This is a genomic window from Candidatus Gorgyraea atricola, from assembly GCA_030765235.1.
GTDB lineage: Bacteria > Omnitrophota > Gorgyraeia > Gorgyraeales > Gorgyraeaceae > Gorgyraea > Gorgyraea atricola.
The window spans coordinates 1-20130 of record JAVCCW010000020.1 but is presented as its reverse complement, the minus strand read 5'-3'; the positions used below and the strand labels follow the sequence as shown (position 1 = coordinate 20130).

At 38.6% G+C, this 20130-nt stretch carries 1 protein-coding gene; it reads right to left on the bottom strand.

Annotated features, from left to right (window positions below; all coding sequences use genetic code 11):
* Window positions 1–91: 91 nt before the first annotated feature.
* A complete protein-coding gene (locus P9L93_04165) occupies window positions 92–19975 on the bottom strand; it encodes a hypothetical protein (GenBank protein ID MDP8230280.1) in 19884 nt (6627 codons plus the stop codon).
* Between the last annotated feature and the right edge of the window lie 155 nt (window positions 19976–20130).

Here is a 20130-nt window from a genome sequence, read left to right as displayed (position 1 = left end):
ACCTCCTTTTTGGTTCTATCGTTCTATTAATTATACCAATAATACCACAATTTGTCAAATTATAAAAGCTTTTTTTTATCTTTTTTTAAACTCAGAGGCATCTGCCGATGATTCTACTTCTCTGTGTCAGCGCCTGAACCTTTAGACTTAATGTATCTATTCCTAATTTTTGTTTAACCTTATCAATGCGCTCGGATATCTTATCAAGCAAGACTGGTTTATATTCATAATAGATACGTGCTAGGATAAATGCCCATGGTATAGAAAAGGTAGCGCATACTGCAAACGCATACTTAGGTCCAAGAGCCCTGGCAACCGTTACAATAGAAACCCAATAGCTTGTGAACAGTATATAAAACGGGATCCAATACTTCTTTAAATTTTCCCATGAGTCTTTCCATGAATTTTTTTCAACAAACTTTTTACCAAGAATGTAAGTTAGGGGTGCATTAAAGAATGGGGCTAATAGAAGTTGGTCCAATGCTACCTGTCCAATTAAGCCCTTTGATAACAGTTCAAGGACATTATCATGCCATATCGTGCCAAACAGCATAGCAAATAGACTCCATAATCCTAAATTTCTCCAGAATCTACCCCAGTTAAAAGTTGTTTCTTTCTCTAATATTTTAATTTCCCATTGCAGGTTTCGCCACATACCCACAGCCCCTGCTGCACCCAGCATACTTATATTCTTCACAAGAGAAGCAACTATGTTGTCGCCAAAATTATTACCAATAAAGTTAGAAAGCGAATAAAAAGCACCGCTGAGAACAACCATTAGCATCCCTATACGCCCAAATTCTTCTATTTTCTCTTTCAACTTTTTAATATTCTTCACCTTTTCAATGACTTGTTTGACCTTTTCTTTCACTATTTTCACTTGGGTGCTACAAAACAACATCATCGGTGTAAGCAATGCCAGGGTCTGAGTGTGCGTTTCGCTAGGCATAGCTGATACAAACATTTTTCTTATAAATAATGGGATCCCAAAGGCGGTAATGTAACCACCTGCGGCAATCAATATAGAGTTGATAAAAGTAGTGAGGCGGGCAGAAAGAACTTTCGTCTGTTTTAATTTCAAAAAGAAAAGGCCTATTGCGCCGACAGCTACCATAGCAATACCAACATGCATAACCCCTGAGATATGCGCAATTCCGCTAATTATTCCAATGCCGATTAAAACCTTTTCAGGGATACCTGTTATAGACCTGAGCGGAGTATATAATAATACTCTTATCGCTTTTAGCATAAGGGACATGATACCGAAAAATATAGCAGCTACAGCTATTGCATTAACCTGCACAGGATTAAGCTCTGTCATGCCATACACAGCAATAGCGGGTATGATAGTGACTATTGCAGAAAATCTGGCAATGAAAGGTATTTTATTTATACTGAGTGACTTTTTGAATTTGGACATGGGTTGACCATTAAAGATAGAATCGTAGAGCTTAAGTCCAAAATTACACATCTTTATTGCAAGGTAGGCGCTTAGTGCTATAAAAAATACATATAACGAGGCGCTAAAAGATACTAGAGCCAAAGCCGAAAGGCCTGGGATCGCCCAGGTATAAATCTTAGCAAGAAGCATCCTTGTCTCTAAGGTTTTTAAAATCGCTTCTATATCAGTTTGTGCTATAGAGTCATCTTTGGTTTTAACTCTAATAACAGTTGACAGCTTTACTAAATCTTTCTTTAATAAGCTTAAATATTTAACAGGTGGTATGTGTCCTGGTGTAAATGTTGGAGAATCTATGTTTAATGTTTTCGAATAACGGCCTATTCTTAAAATCTTGATCCTATTTGCTATCCCACCCTTAAAATATCTAAATGCCAACCTAGAAAGAGGCATCAACCTTGAGATACGCTTTTTGGCTAACTTTACTATATCAACTATGAAATCCCACTCCGGAAAATTAACTTTAAAACCTGGGTTTGAACCTTTTTTGGCTTCTGCTTTAATAGCCTTTATATATTTTTGCCAAGGAGTTAACCTGCATGCCTGTTGAAATGTAGGCATATTAACGATTTTACTCTTATCCTGACCTTTCTTGTGTTGGATTAACTTAAACGTATAAGATGGTAAGGGATTAAGTTTAACTTCCCAGACATTTGAAGAACTGCGCTTTAACATCTTCAAAGTTGTTTTTATGCTATCTTTACCCTGAATAAGATGTGATTCTCCTTTGCCGCTCCATTTTCTCTGTCTTACAACACATGCTTTTCCTTCTACATAAGTTACGAAATAAATATTGTTACTAGAGATATAAACCTGTTTATCCTTTCCCTGCAGGTATCTGGAGATAAGAGTAGAAATCTCACGACTAACAGGAGCTTTTTCAGAAGAGACAATACTCCTCATAATATTAGTAGAAAAGGTATTAACAGGAATGTTCTTTAGAGATAAGATCATCTTATCTCTGTAAGGGGCTGTTACATCAGTGCCTACGTTTAATAAGAAAATCTTTTTTTGCTGATTTTTTACATCCAAGCAAAGATCCAAGCCATATAAAGAAAAGCCTCGATTATTAGCAAATGGAACTACTATAAACCTCTTATTTTTTACAAAAGTATTCTCAATAATCCTCTTCGCTGCCTTTGGTTCAAGATTAAAATACTCTTTCATCTTAGCATTAAATGTTACTTCTGTTTTATTCCAATATTCTTCAAAATGTTTCTCTGATAAGTTGAAATGATTAAGATCTTCAGTGGATTTTTCTCCCGCATTTATCACTCCTATAGCAATTAATCCTGTTGCGCCTTCTAATATACTCGCTAAAGCTGCATTATCTAAAACTAATCCTCCTACCATTAACCTATAAATAAATATAGTAAAGGCGGCCAGGAAGACTTTGCTTGCGGGGGCAAGGCCGGAAATCTTTTTTAAGATCTCGGCTAACCAAGTCCCTAGGCCGCCTTTTTGTTTAATAAGAACTAAAGGTTTTGTCTTATCTATCTTTGAGTACATAAAATCTTTCACATGATATAGATTAAACTCTATATCTTTATCATTAGTCTTCCAAATCCTTAATTTATTTCCATGATCTTCGTCAAAATCTTCGATATCTATATCTAATTTACTAAAATCTTCCATCAATTTAGTTATCATAGACTCGTCACTATCGCCCAACTTAAAGTCATGCTTGATTATTTCGACACAATCACCTATTCGTAACTGATTATATCTATTTGCCAAGTGATAGAATAATGTCGCCTTTTTCGGCTCAGCGAATTTATCAAATGCTTTATTTGCCAGCAGGTGCATAGGTATAGTAATAGCCATTGCTGGCACAAAGCTCAGACCTAACATTAGTATTGCAACATTGAGGAGTGCAACGATGCCAGCATGCCATTTATTAGCAGGCGGCGCATGCTTTGTTGGTAGGACATGTGCGCCAAAGAACATTGCAAAGCTCAATAATATGCCAAAGCCCCCTAATCCCACAGACCCAGCCAAGTACAGGGCAAGACCCACAAAAATACCCTGCTCAATAAACGTCTGCAGCCAGTCATAATCAAGATGCAACTTCTTGAGAAGAGCAGTTAAGATTGGAATGCGACCGCCGGCTAGAGAATATTTTTTCTTCTGCTTCTCTGCTTTGGTAACACTAACAGGCTTTTTCATTAATACAACCATGAGCGGTTTGCCATAAGTTATTTTTTCGTTCTCATCACTAAGATAAGCGAAATCAAAATCCTGTGTAAGGCTCTCTACAAATTCTCGACTCTCTATTAAAGAACCGTCTTTCATCCAAAATTTCTCATCTGCTATTGCGCATAGTATATGTGTATCAGGGCTTACATTATCTCTTATAAACTTCCATAATTTCTCGCGCGCCTCTGGCGTCAAAAGATACATCATAGAATTGATCAGTATAATGTCAGAGTCAATCACACGCCTTAATATCTTCTTATCAATAACAGAGCCTTGGACCAAGCTTATTGCGTGTCTAATACTCGTGAGATCATTGCCCGAAAGATTAGAATTTATATAATCTACTTCTTTCATGTCTTCTTTGTTATGACCGTCAATCGTATGGTTATACTCGTACCCCTGTAGATCTTTTCTAGGAGTCATTTCGTAGCTTCTGTCAGTATACATTTCATTTAATACTACTTCCCAGTCAGTTAACTGATTTTTCCCGCTAGATATAGAAGACGAACTTATATCAGCTCCTATCATCTCTAATCCAACGTTCATTCCAAGATGCAAAAACGGCGGAAACACACTTCCCAACACATAATAGTTGTCGTCCATGTCTTCATGTATAGTGGCCCCTACACGGGCAAGCACACGACCATCAGAACACCCAAGATCTGCTATCTTTATCCTTAAGGGCTTATCGCTCTCCCTCTTTCTTTTGGCCCTCATTAATGGCAACAATATCTCTTTTATATATTCATACTGCGCTTTATACCTAGCTGTAAAAGATACTGTATTTGGTGAAAAATAGTCGTTTAGGAGCAGGTGATAGACAAATGGCTCTTTCTTTATTAAATCTTTAATGACTTTATGTATATCTTTATCATAATGAGAACTAAAATAGTACCTACTGCCAAATCCATCAGTCGAACATAACCATTCAAGGAAATCTACAGGGTCTATTTCAGGACGCGCATGACGACCAGATGCATAACGTGCGCGGTAAAGGCCTGTTGCTTTCATGATTCTCCGCACCTGTTTTAGCTCTTCCTGACTAAGCTCAAAACTTCCTACTGCTATAATCAAAGAAAGGCGTCGCGCGTATTCCATACACATGGCATTATTGTAATGCTTAAGGTGTAAACGTACCTTGATATCCTTACCTACAGTAGAGACTCTTCCATGCTCTATCTGTCTAAGAACGCTGGCGATCTGTTCAGCGCACTCAATTATCTCATCTCGCGACCTATGCCCTTCAACAACTAAAACAGCAATATCTCCAATTCCAATTTCCTTATCATTTTCAAACTTGCAAGAAATATTACTCTTACCATTTGAATTAAATATATCTAATATCCCTGCTACCATTTCTTTCTTTTCTTCATACTGATTTCTAACCTTCAATGTATATGTAACTTTATAGCCCTTATCACTATCACCTTCGCAGGTCTTTTCAAAACGATCTATAATAATATCTGGACGAAATTTTCTCTTTCTTGAAAGAGAAAATTTAACCTCTTTACCTGCCTCTGGCCTGAGCTTACCAAGCAATCTATCTATACCTCTTTCATCTAAACCATCTGCATTATCAACAACAACATCATGATTAACGTCATACATAAGCTCATTAGGTTTGATAATCGTCATCAAGAAAGGCGCCACTAAACCAATAAATCCCACGATACGCAACACAAGCGCCAACACAGGATCCATTTCAAGGAACATAGGAGACAATGCTAAAACACTGTATGAGACAGGTGCAGAAATAGTAAGATGGAACATATTATTAGCTCTCTTTTTAAAACCATCTTTCAATGTCTTTGCCAGGGCTATAAGGCTCTTATGTGTTATGTAAATAAATGTAAACGGTATGGAGCGAAGCTTCTTTGTCCTTGAAAATGCAAAATGAGCGGCCTCTACAGCTATTAAATATTTATTAATACGTTCTTTTTCTTCCGTAGTATTATAAAAATAATTATAATAGGAGGCGCTCAGTGCGCAGTACTGGGCAAAACCCTCGCTTATAAATAACCACGGGGCCCACCTATTTATCACAAGGGCCCTTTTAGACGGCTCAGACCATACAGGCTGCGTTAAAAATCTGCCTAAAAGCACAATCTTTCTTACAATCTTACGATCTTTGCTTTTTATAATATCTTTTAGATCCGCACCTCTTTTTATCTCTTTCTCATCTATGCCGCCAATTATCTTCCCTGATTGTACATTTGAGTTTTGCTCTTCGATTAAATATGCTAATAGGGACACTATCTTTTCATCTATGTCCTTGCTCTTCCACTCCCTGTTTACAAATAAAAGTGATACACCTGAAGCAAGTAAACCTACAAAGAACAGCGGGAAAAATACTATGGTTGCTAGCGTAATCAAGGTATTGGTCCTCAACACTTTCCTCTCATGTCTTAGGGTATCTCTAAAGAAGAAACTTAAAATTTTATCTTTTTTATGTGCATTATTATCTTTTACTAAAGATGTTAACTCTTTGGCTATCGTGAGTAATATAGTCATAGGCAGCTCTCTATCTCCCATTACAGAAGATATACCTTTAATTATTAGCTTCTGCTCTTCGACCTCACTTTCAGTAATCGCCTTTTCTATCTCTTCAAATATAGCAAGACGGATGCATTGCTCTATCAACACATCGTCTGAAAAATGACTATCTCTACCTTTTTTCTCGATGAGCTTTTTAATTAGTCTCGCTGCCATTATCAGACCTGAATTTCTATTTAAAAGAATGGCTTCATATAAAGGAGATATATAGTCTTTAGAGTAGCTAAAATCAACTGCTGTGTTATTCTCAAAATAATCTATTACCTTTAAGGCGTATTCGTGGAAATAATCACTCCAGGAATCACTTATGTTAAGTTTCTTACACACCTCTTCTATCGACGTTATTTCTTTATTTAATGCAAAAAGGGAGGTTTTCTTTGTGGGGCCGTTTTTCAATTCTTTAAGCATTTGCTCTATAAATTCTGCTTTTATCCGTTGTATCAGTTCCTTGGCATCTTTTTCTGTGAAGGCAGCCTTTTGTTCTTCCTTCTTAGGTAATATAATGTTCAATTGTCGCACGATCAGGATTGCATATCTCATCTCTTTTGCGACCTGGGCCCCTAATGCTTCGAGTGCTTTCTCTTCAAATTTAACATCATGTTGTTTAAAGTAAGGAACAAAAATAGTCTCAGGTACTTTTTTAGAAGACGAGTCTCTATTTTTAAATTTGAATCTGGCAAACAGGATAGCCATCAGATGAAACTTGAATTCACTACCTGTAAGTTTCTGTTTCAGCTCTTTATAATAGACCTCGTATTGTAGGCGTTTTGGATACTGGGCGATTACCGGGATAAGAGTACCATGGACTTTCCTTGCCATATAGTGAATCTTTCCATCTGATTCATGACAATAGGCTATCTGTTTTGCGTCTCTATCAGAAATAATCTCTTCAAACACAGCCTCTTCGTTAGATATCTGATTCTTTATCTCAGGAAGCAGGTCTCTGGCAATGTCTACATCTTCTATATCTTTCTTCTTGAGCAAGGAATTGCTCATTTTGACAAGCCATTCTATTTTGCAGAGGTAATACAATAGCCTATCTGTAGAGCAACCGCGTACGCTCTTTGTAATACCCCAAAACACGCCATTATTTGATGAATGCTCTAAGGTATACTTGAAAGAAATGGCCTTTATCAGCAAAGAAAAGCTTTTGATTAAAGAGGCTATGGATAGACCGCCTATTATTATCTCAAATAAATAGTGAATTTCTGCATGCCCTAATGCAAGTCCTACAAAACCCACAAGAGCAGCTATAAAGAACCTATCTGCCCACTGCGCGAGTTCGTACGGGGCAAGGTGCTGTTTTTCTGTATCTTCTGCGAGCTCGGAGAGTTTCTTCTTGAATGTCTTTAGCTCGCCATCTTTTGTGATCATGATTACTATTACTTGGTCATTGGGTCTAAATTCGATACTCCAAAACTTCTTGGCTTCAAGTATCCTCCTGGCTGCCTTTTGAGCGATCGTTAGGAGTTCTTGTTCTGTTTCCTTTAATGGAAGCATAAGATTGATCTTATTACCTTTATTGCCCTCTATATACATACCAACAATGCACTGATCTATGATCTTCATCCCGCTTTCTCCTGTAGGGCAATCAACAACAGGAGGCTTACCTTTTTTAAGATTTACGCTAAAAGGAGTGCTAATATGTGGGTGTTCTTTTAATTGTTTGCTTATATATTTGCGTAATATTTTTCTATTATATGTATCTATCTGCTCTTTTGTTGGTTTATATGATGGGCGTAGGAAGATAATGCTGATTATCAGTCCTAAGCCAGCGATGATTCCAAGTGGCAGTAATAGGGAGCTTTGTATAATGGATATCTTTGTGGCTGCATTGAGAAGGGTTGGGGCTAATAATAAGGCTAGTGTTGCAGCTGTTACGACTTTAGCTTTACTTAGTAACTTGGTTCTAAATTTAGATGTATTTCCCTTGTTTAACTTGGAGATATTATCGATCTTGATCTTCTTTTGTGTGCCATCGGGTGCTATTATGATTATGGTTATTTCTTCATCACCGTTTAATATTGCATCAAGTATCTGTTCCTTACTTTTCACTGCCTCGAACATCCTTTTTACTGCGTTAAGGCATGTTTCCATGGACTCGTCTTCTGTTTTCTTTAATGGCGAGATCAGATATAGTTTACCAGGTATGCCCCATCCTTTTACATGTGCCACGTTTATCTGTTTTGGCCAGTTGCGTGCATTCTTTGCATCAAAGCTCCTGAATATTTTTTTGCCTGAGAGATTTATCTGGAAGAGACTGGCATAGTTTGGTAAATCACAATAACAATTGACTAGAGCTGTATTATGTTTCTTGATTAATTGTTTTTTTGCAGATGAATTAAGGCTAAATATTATACCTAGTAATAGGCCTATTCCTCCTACAATTACTACAGGCCATAGGAGTGAGGGATCTGAGGTAGTAGGAGCAAATGAAAGCGCTTTCTTTATCGGTAAAATAAAAAGGAGGCCCAGGCAATTGAGATTATTTAATTTCACAAATTGCTGAAGTTTTTTGATCCATTTGAACTTTTGTTTTAACGGTGTCCCGGGCTCAGGTTCGCCTTTATCTTCTATTTTCCCAGGCTCAGGTTCGCCTTTATCTTCTATTTCTGGCTCTATGACTTCCGTTGCTGGTGGTGGCTTTGCAGAATTAACAGGGCCAAAAATAAGTTCTTTCTTTGATTTCGACATAGATTTATTCCTGAACCAATCCACAGCCTTTCTGATCCTACCCTGTTCATCTGGTAATAGTGCCTCGCCAAATGTCTTTTCCCTTTGAGGCACATGTACACTTGAGTAATGGTCTCGCAGGTAAGCTTTGATATCATCCGGGTCTTGGCCATCTTTAAAGCTAACTATCTTACTCTCACCCATAAGGCTATTCTTGAACACATCATCTTTAAGTGCCAATGCTATTGCGTCTTTACCATGCCCTCTGCCTTGCGCCAGGTCTTCAGCTACAGCCAGATATTTATGCTCTTCATATCTTTTCATGAATGTTGCTAATCCACACATTAAATCAGGCAAGAATTCATAGACCTTAGGGCTTAGTAATTCTTTAACCTTATTTTCGATTTCTGTTTCCTGACGCTTACTTTTTAACTCAGGCATCATATCTGCAAGAAGTTTCTTTTTATCCTTTTCATAGCGCTTATTTTCTATACCTGCTAATTCCTCCAGGCCTTCAGCTGTAATGTCTTTCTTCTTGAGATAGTCTATTATCCAGCTATATTTCTCAAACTCATAGCTTAGCTGTATGGAGGTAAAATTCTTTGCAGCATCTTTGTCATTCGGATTTTCCATAAATTGCCTCTTGAGATGCGCTATTCTAATAAGATCATAATCAGATGAGGTTGTGTAATGGCCGCATTCCTTGATCAATAATGCCTTTAATATTTCTTTGTATGTCTCGTAGCTTTCGCTCTGCCTTGTCCTTGCATCTATAAGCCTATCCAAAAGCACCTTATGGATCTGGAATATCTTTTCTTTTATCTCTCCTTTGTAATCCAGTATGATTTTTACCTGCGCAGCTGGATCACCATCTTTATCTCCCATAAGAACAACCTTACCCTTAAGTAAATCTTCTTCAAACTTACTCACCATCTTATCTATATCGCTCTTGGTTATCTTTTCCTTGTCTTTTTCTCTTGGGAGATCTTTCTTGCTGATGTCCTTAGATGCCTCTTTTAAAATCTGGATATATTGCATACGATCAAGATCTTCCCTAGCCTTGCGAACATCCTCAGGGATCTTGCACTGCTTCATGTGACGTTTACCATCTGGCCCATATTTATCAAAGTTCTCGAACTCCTCTTTGGATATGACAATACTGTCGGATATTCCTTCATTTGACATCTTTGAGAAATCAGGTATATACGGTGCGTAGCTTATAAACTTAATCCTGTCTTTAGTAATCTCGTCATCGAAAGACTCTTTAATAGTCAGCTTAGTCCTCTTCGTACGCAATGATTCCTGTATCACTATTATGCTATCGTATATTTTTTCTTTCTCGATCTCTAGCCTTAACTTAGCAGCTTCATCTTTTTTATCCTTACCTTCCTCTAGCTTTTTAAGTTCGTCTGCGCGCTGTAATATCTTACTTTTCAGTGCATCCACTTTCTTTACTTTATTATTAACTTCCTGCAAAGCCAAGTTGGCTTCATTTTCCAGTTGGTCAAATTTATTTTGACACTCTACCTTTTTACCTTTTTCGAGTTTCTCCTGCTTTTCAATGTCTCCTAGATAGCTCTTTGCTTTCCCTAGCTCTTTATGCTTCTGCTCTAAGACTTGGCTATCTGCGTTTTGCACTTTAAGCTGCTCGATCTCACCTTCAATTTTATTAACTTTCAGCATTACAAGGCCATGTTCTTTTTTTGCTGACATAGTCCTTTCGTTCTGTAATTTAAGCTTGTGGCCTGCAGATTGAAGCTTCTCATTTTTAATATTATAAATTTCTCTTGCCTTCTTTATCTCCTCTTTCATGGCCTCTATCCTGGCTTGCTGCTGCATGGCCCTTTCCTCTAGATATTTCTTGAGAAAATCTGCTGTCTTTTTTGTATCGATAAATTTTTCCTCGCTGGTAGATTTTAGTATCTCAATCTTCTCTTCTGGTACCCCTTCCTGCTTAAGTATCCATGCTATGACCTCTGCTTCTGTCTTTCCTGCCTTTGTCTTATCCTCTGTTTCTCCTGCCTTTGGATCTAGCGATGGGAGATATCCTGCATTACGGGCATTCCTTAATAAAGGTTTCCATGCATTACCTTTTCCTCCAGTGACCAGTGCTGATCTTGCTATATCATTCTTAATAAGCCTTGCAGCTTCTCTAATGGATCCTATATCCTCATTCCCAAAGATAACCAATATACCAGCTGGCAGGCCCATCTTCTTTCTCTGTGCAGCAACAGCCTCTTTCCTCTTTTGGGTCTTTCCTTGTGCATCCAAAAGTTTTTTCTCTTTACTATATATTAATTCTTCACTGCTCAGATCGTAATCCTGCTCTGCCAGGAATGAGAATACTTTCTGTAGCCTCTGTTCTATTGCCTGCCTTGAACGCTCAAGTCTTCCTTTTATAGCAAAAGACCTAACAAAATTCTTAGTACGCCTGAGGGTTTTATATACAGAGCTGACAAGGGTTACGAAAAAGACTAAGCCTGTAGCTATATATGGGACGAATGGAAAACGCTTAGAAGATTCATATAACGCTATCTTGGCATCATAGAATACCATTTTGAAAGCACTAGCAGGCCTGTGTAACCAAATCACTATCTTTAAGAAAAATCGTGTACTCTGTTTAAATAATTCCTCAGCTTGTTTTATAGTAGCGTGCCTTCCACGATACATCAGATCACCCCGGTGTCTGGTCTCGCTGAATGTATAAGATCCGTCTAATTGTCCTTCTACTGTATCCTGACTTTCCATTATGCGCTCTGAGGCACTGTCTAATTTGGTTCTCCTTCTTTTAATATCAGACACTATTTCTTGAGACTGCATTGCAGCAGGTTCTTTTATAACCTTCACTAAAGCCTTCTGTCCCTCAAACGCTTCTTTGGCAGCTTCGAGACTTATCCTGCCTAGCTCTAAATTTGATTTTTCGAGTTCTAATCTTGCGTACAATAGTTGGTCTGTCGAATCCATAGCAAGTTTTTCCTCAAGGTTTTTGACATTTCTCTCCTGAATATCAAGCTTTTCTTTCTGTTGCTTAAATTCACTCTCTTTTTTATCGCGGTCTTTTTCGGCAGCCTCCAGTGATTCTTCATGCTCTTGTGCCTTTTTAACTGCTGCCTTTTTATCCTTAGATAATCGTGCTCTATAGGTATTCAAATCTGACCTAACTAATGATAATTTGGAAAGAATCAAGAGTTTCTTAAAATTCAATCTTGCATCCTTGCCTATTAATATATCTGCGATCTTAAATATTCCGATCAATAGCGAAGCTAGTACCAAGGCACATATTACAAGCAACCCTGATGCCGGACTAAAAACAGATAATACTGTAAATGCTATCCAGGCTGTTTTATTCCATTTCCACAATTCTGAAATAAGGATTGCTTTTGCCTTTCTTGCTAAAATATACGATATAAGTGCACCTCCTACAAATAGGCCTGTAGTGACAGGAGACAATGCAAATCCTGCTATTATAAACGGGGTAATTACCTTCATAAATCTAGCCCAGTACCTGGCCCTATTTACGTTATCCTGTCTTTCATATAATTTATCTTCCTTCCTTTCCACTTCTGATGAATGTTTTACATGCTCTTTTAATTTGGCAAGATAGTTTCTAAATTCTGAAATATCTTTAAAATCTATACTCTTATTCTTATTATTAATATTACTCTCAACCCCATCCAAAGTTGTTCCCATAAACTCACTTAAGGTACCTATATCCATAGCACGATTTAAAAGCTTTCTTAATTTATCGCAGAATTCTACTGCTGATTCAACATCTGGCAAGGACCACATAATAGCAGGAAGAACCCTCTGTCCATAACTATGTGAAAAATAAAGAGAGTTTATAGATTTATGAAAAGCTTTCTCGAGCTCTTCTGCGTTAAGCTCCTTTTCAGTCAGCTCTACCATCTGAGCCTTAACTTTTGCTATAGTTCCAAGAAGACGTGGTACATAGGCCATGTCAACAGTCTCTAGCTCACGTTTTGCTTTATCTATATATATGTTATTGTATTTCTCCGTTAGAGCTTTTGTGCCGTCCGTGCGCTCGGCCTCTTTTAAATCCTTCTCTAATTCATCAATCTTTTCAAGCGTTTTAGCAGGAATCAAAAAATCCCTGTTTAACTCATTGAACTTCCTATGGATAGACGTACGCTTAGATAGTATATCAATCTCCTCGAAGAAGGTTAGATATCTTAGATCCCTGATCTCAGAGGTTTGCTTTCTTCTATCAGCTGACCATCCATGGAAAAGATAGGTGTTTGGGTCTGGGTTCTTTGCCATAAATATCTCTATTATCTTACTTACAGCAGCGGTTGCTAAGAAAACTTTCACGAGCGTAACAGCTAGAAGCGGCGCTGAGAAATAGTAGGTCATTACTAATACCATCACAATAAAAGCCTTGGTGAAACGCGACCATCCTTTATGGCTAACCTTTTTATAGTGATCAAAACACATATTCCGGGCCCTATAATAAATGTTTTTAGAGCCTTTCTCTCGTGCCTTTTTAAGATAACTCCTTCTTTCTTCCTCGGAAATACTCTGCCAGAGCTCTGACAGTAATTCATGTCTTTCAAGAACAGAGGTATCTCCCATTTCTCTGGATTTCTCTATTCTTTCTACAATCCTGGCCTTTGTCCTGTGAGTTCCGACAACCAACCACCACATAGAGATAAAGCCCCATTTAATGGCATACCATTTTCTATTCCTGGAAAGGCTAACGCTATTGTAATAATACGGGCCAAAGAATTGGGCCAGTAAAAACAGAAGTGCTGGAAGCGTGGCAAGAAGCTTCCATGGATGGAATGATACCAGCATAAATGCTATAAAGAAGAATAGGCCTGCTTTCATTCCAAACTTATGCCTTTCAAATATAGACTCTTCAGGCTCTTTTGTAATCCTGTCATCACCTGTCTCTGAGGTAAGGGCAAAGAATACATGTCTGGATAAGCCTTCTCTCATCATTGCCTGGAAATAAACTGGTATAAGGGAAATGAAGAACAATGACTTCTTAAAGAAATTCTTAAATCCTCCAAGAGCAAAGACAATAGTAAATGCAATGCCTATAAAAGGAATAAGACTTGAAAGCGAGCTCCCCATAATTACAGGTAATTGTATGCCGCTGCTATAAAATGCTATCGTAGCAATACCAGTTGCTAAAGCCGCTTTTAACTGCTTTGTAGAGCCAAGTACATATTCGATTCCTTTCTTAACACCTAGCTGTTTTATCTTGCTGCGCATGCCTACACTCAAGCTTGATTGGCTCCACATATATCCCAGGAACAAAAAGCTCCCGATAAGCAATATAGTAGGCATAACTACAAAGGGATTTATGCCCATCAGCCAGTATAGAAATACAAAGCTTAGATTGTATGCCAGCTTAACAGGCTTTAGCCAGTAAAAGCTTGTCTGGAACATTGCTGTGACCTTATCAGACCAATGTACCTTATCTGACATCCAGAAGTAACGCATTGACTTTCTCTGTGCCAGCTCAGCTGAATCCATGCAGAATTTATAGCCGGTTGTCCCTGACCACTGCCTGAATGTCTGGCCAAACTGCGTCCCGAGCCAGAATTCTGACGTATAATCCGTGGTTATGCCAAAGCGCGCAAGAGCATATCCGCCTGCTGAATCCTCTGCAACATATCCTGATTGCAATGACTCATAATTATCTAAATACTCCTGGCGCTCAATACACTTTCCGCACTGTCTGAAAAGGCCTTGCCTGGCACCCCATCTCTGCACCTCACCTGTCCATGCCTCTTCTGCAAAGGTTATATTATCCTCTGAATCACTGGCCTTTCCTGTAAGGCTATACTGCGGAAAGCCCAATATGCCAAGACTTGCTTCATCTCTGAATTTAGAAATTACACGGAGAAGGCTTCGCGCATCTTCCATGCGCACCCTCATATCATTATCATATATAAACTTAAGGTCGCCTTTAAACCTATATTCATTGACAGAGGTGGTATAGTATTTGCCTACATCCACTAACTCATCCTGCGAATGTGTACCTTCCCAGAAAAAGTCAATATTATAATCCTCGATAACCTTGGTAACAGACGCTGCTTCACCAGTTAATAGGCTAGTTATGTTCTTGTCATAAGTCTCTTTCCATTCTTTTTGTTGCTCTTCTTCAACAATCAGCTTGCCGCCATCAGCCATGGTTTTACCAACTGAAGTATCATTAACCTTGGGCTGTTCAATAGGTCTTATGAAATACAGTTTCCCGCGTAGAACCTTTGCCTCATCAGCATTAAATTTACCGAGCTTTTCTTCTATCTTTTTACTAAGATCCTTTTCTAAGATTGAACCTTGACCTGAATTTACATTCTCTACGAACTTCACGAATGAATCGTCTCTTGACTTCTCAACTGGCTTCTTAAGCATTATCTCTTCGCGCTCTTCAGGTGATAGTTCAATGCCTATGGCCTGTAAGGCATCTACATACCTGTATTTCTCAGTGGCAAAGTTATACACATAACCGTCATACTTATAGACTATCTGCACCTTTTCATCTACAAGTGCCTTGATCCTCTGGTTATAGGCATTATCAGATTCTCCACCACGCTTCTTGTAATACCTCCTGGCATCTTCTTCTGCTGCCTTTTTGATATTCATGCCTGTCATTGCACTATATGCAGAATAAGGACTGACATAATGGATAAAATCCTTAAGCGTAAATTCTATCTCTCTCCAGCTATCATGGGAAATCCCATATCTCCCGCGTCTAGTCGTGATATAGCCTCTGTCCTCGCCTTCAACCTCTCTCCACTGAGGAAGGCTAATGCCTTCTTGTATCTTTGCCAGGACATCAGTGATAAAATAATATTCTTGCTTATGGCTATCCTTTGGAAATCTAGCTGTAAGACTCTCTATCATAATCTCCCATGCAGCAGCAGCCTCTTCCTTTCCATCAGTGCGATCCTTAAACCCCTTCTTTATAAAGTGCAGCAAGGTATCAAAACTTTGTTTTGGTACTTCAGCTATAGCCTGGTCTTTTCCTATCTTTTCATCCCCGCTCTTCTTTGTATATGTGTATTCTACAGGCTCTCCGCCTGTTGGGATATAGACTGTCAATGAAGGCATTATTGGAAAATCTAGCTTCTCTGACGGATTGTGCATGAGTAGATTATTTGCCCAGTTCTTTATTACAGTCTTTGAATCTCTAGTAACTAGCTTCTTTAGGGCATTGCGCCATTGCTTTTTCCCTAAGTACTCTATAGTTATAGCTTCTTCAGCCTTCTCCTCTGACGCTGATATTTCAATCAACCTCTCAATCTTATAGTCAGAATCCTTGCCTTTAAAGTAGTCAAAACCGCCCTCAGTCAAAAGCATAAGACTCATCATCTCTTCTTCATATATCTCGTATCTCTTGCTATCTGTCATATCAGTTAAAGGAGACATGCCTGCGATCATGAGGTTCCAGCTAAGCTTCTTTTCCTTTAACTCCTGCTTCTTTTTCTTTAACTCCTCAGGAGTATCATCCTTATGCTCCTTCCATAATTTCTCACACTTCTTCCATAATTCCTCTGTCATTGAACGAGAAAAACCAAACCATGTTGCCTTTTCCTTGTACAGCTGCTCATCTGACTTGATTACTGAGAGATTGTCTTGCCTGTCATGCCACCAGTTAGGTATGGTCTGTCCAAATATCTGCACTATGGCTGGGAATATTAATATCTGTGCAAGTATAAGATTTAGAGCCAACACGCTTCCAATTACAGGACCCATGACTGTTCCATTAGAAAATAGAGTAGCTACTGTAGCAACAACACCTAGTTTAAACATGCTTGCTGCAGAAACAAGCCATATACCTGACATCCACATCCAGAAACGCTCCTGTTTCGGCTTTGAGCGCAAACCTTTTGTAAAGAAATATTTCTTGTATTTAGACTGCCAGATCAAGCTTACAATAGAACCTATTCCTAAAATAAATTTGACCAATTCTGGTACAGTTCCAAAATTTACAACCAAAAGTGAAAGCAAGGCCACACCTATAATGCCAGGCAATAGATCCCTTACAGGTAGCCACAGTATCTTTAGCATGCCCCTTACGCCATGCAGATTCTTTGCTATTACCTCTCCTTTAAAGGGGTCTTCCTTATATTCTTCCTTAATCGCTTTTTCTATGGTCCCTTCAAAGTCAAACTTCTTTATAATAAATTCATCAAGGAAATGCCCCTTTTCGCCATATCCCTTTGTAATAAGGAGGTAACCTGCTTCTGATTTCCTTGGATTTGCCCAGCCAAAGATCTCTTTTTCTTTGTCTTGTCCGCCTGCTACTGCCATTGCATCATACCCTGCTGTAATTATTGTCATGTAGTCAAAGACTGTGAGCTTGTCTTTCCCTTTTCCTTGCCATGCATCAAGCAGGCCAAACCTCTTAAGCTTTTGATTAAACAGGTTCAGGAAGTAACTTTCCCCTTCCCTACCTTTAGCCTCTTCACTTAACTTTCTCAGTTCATCCAGTTTTTCCTTGATCCCAAGTTTTCTAAGCTGCTTTGTAGTAACCTCCTTATCATTAAATCCTATTCCATCCTTAGTCCTGACATCCCCAAATAAGTTATACCTGAAGAAATCATCCACCTCTTCTTCATCAAAACAGAACCAGGACCCTCCTCCAGGACCATGAGGGTTATTCGACCACCTGTACTTAATTATCCCTGACTGCATAAGTTCAGTGAACATATAAATATTTTTCTCTAACCACTGCCTGACCACCTCAGGTCCTTTTGCCTTTTTGGTAAGCATCTCTTTCATATCCTTTGCCAGCCAGCCTTCAATCGTCCTGGTAGCAAGTGGCCCAATATTCCTTGCTACGATCTTATGTATAATGTAGTCCTCAAGAGGAACTGTATGATATTTTCCATCCACGACCTCTTCAGTACCTGCTGTAACCATGCAGAGTCCGTCTTTTTCATTCTTCTCTAAGTCTTTAAAATCATCTGCCTTTTGATCTTCTAATATGTAATCTGTAAATAGGCGCTCTCTTATCTTCTGCAGTGTCGGACGCACAACAAACTCCATGTCTTTTTTATCCATTGGCTCGTCTTTATCTTTATAACCTGTATCCTCAAACACCTTTTCTATGGTACCTCTATAGACTGCCTCAACAGCAATAGGCTTTAGGATAAACTCGAACGCATAGTTATCCTTGATAAGCTCCTTGTCGACAGCATCTTCATCGAGCTTAAATTTTTCACCAAGTTTTTTAATATGGGCTTTTGTTAGAACAAAGGCGGGTTCCTTAAGGTCTGTTTCTAATTCTTTTAACGCTTCAATTACTCCGAACTTCTCCTCATCGCCTGTCTTACTATTCAACTCATCAGAAAAATCTACTAATTGCCCAGGGCATTCACTAAGACAGGCTCTGTAAAAACCGACTATTTCAGGAGGAGACCTGGTAAGGCCATGGGAAACCATAAGCTCATCTATCTTACTCATGATATCTTCTCGAGCAATCTCTTCTTTTTCCTCTAGATTTTCCTCTAGAGACGTTTTCCATTGCTTAAATTCTTCTACAGCTATAGATCCACTTGCCTTTTCGCTCATACGTTTAAGCTGAAAATCCTTTGCCTTAGGCTCGTCTTCTTCCTCTAATTCTGCTTCTTTCTCATCTGTTTTCTTCTTGCTCTTAAATAAACCTTTAAGCTTATCTTTAAGCCAATTAAACATGGTCCCCAGGTGCTTGAATGGACGCAGCCAGTGCAAGGCTACAGGAACAAAGGCGCATAGTATTATCACTGTCCAGTGTATATAATCTCTCCACTTTGCCCATGGCCTCTCTTTTAATTTTTCCTCAAGCTCTTCTGTCTTCTCGTTTTCCATGGCCCAGCGCCTCAACATAAACTGTCTTAATAGATCTTTATCTGTAACTCCATCTGCAACCTTGATCGTTTTTTCTATAGACTTGATCTTATCTTTGCTGAAACCTATGTCTTTTAACCCATCTCTGCCAAGCATCTCCATGACAAATCCATTGATACCTAATCCAGATATAAGAGAATCATCATCTTTAGAATCATATCTAAACTCTCCTCCGTAAGACTGTCTCTCTAAGTATGTCCTGATAGGATTAATTGCATCGGAGATGGGGTCTGCTAAATAGTCATGTCCAGTCCTTTTATAAAAATCCCTTAGATCAACAAGAAACCTATAAGTCACAATATTATCCACTAAATTCAAACCCGATTCCTTTGTCTGGTCTCTCTTGGCACCCACCTTACCTTTCTCCATGGAAATAGCACCTGTTACCCCTTTTACTATCTCATGCAATAAATCAGGATATTCCTCAAGTGAATCATAGCTCAATAATGCTATGCCTAAAAGCGCTTGACTGCGTGTTAATATGCCTGCTCCGTGACGTGGAAAGCCTGTTGCAACAGAATAACTATCATACAATCCATTTACAGTAATTTCGCCTTTAGAATCCCTGATAAAGCCCCATTCCTGAAGAGCATCAAACATACGCTTCAAGGACTTGAGATCAGTGTTTTCCATAAAACCAAAAGCGTGATAGGCTATTTGTTCCAGACTAGCATAGCCGTCTAAGCTATTATTTTCAGGGAGACCTGTTTTCTTATTCACCTTTCTTAATACCCAGTCACATGTATCTGTTGATTCTGCTCTATTTCTGTCAAGCCAGTCTAAGAAGTAAAGAGATGCCAGATCTAAACGTGAACCATCTAACACCAGTCCAAATTCCTCCATATCCTCCTTTGATATAAGGGCCAGTGCCAATGCGTTTATCTTTGCATTTTCTTTATCTGAGAAGTCTTCTACATGGAAATAACCGTCTTTGATATATCTCTGCATATTCGTCTTTATATCAATTAATAACTTTGCGTAGTCTTCTTTGTTCCTCTTGCCCCAGTCTGAAAATTTCTTTTCATAGTCACTGAATAATTCCTGCTGGCGTGATAATATCTTGTACGAAAGTACAAGCTCTTCTGGATTATTCAGCCTGCCAGCTTCGTATAGATCCTCTATTACATCAGAGGTATATGCTACTATAGGGCTATACCACTTAAAGCTACTCTTTATATTCAATTCATTAATTCTAGAATCATACTCAAGGACGCTAAGCGCTGTGAGCAATGTACCTTTTACATCCTGATTCTTTTCCTTATTGCTATCCTCTTCCCTTATTTCCTTGGCATCTTCATCAAACTTAACACTATATGTAAATGGTGCATAAAGCTTATCATCTTCTGTTCTCTTTAATGTCCATTCAAGGAAAAAGCTAAACTGAT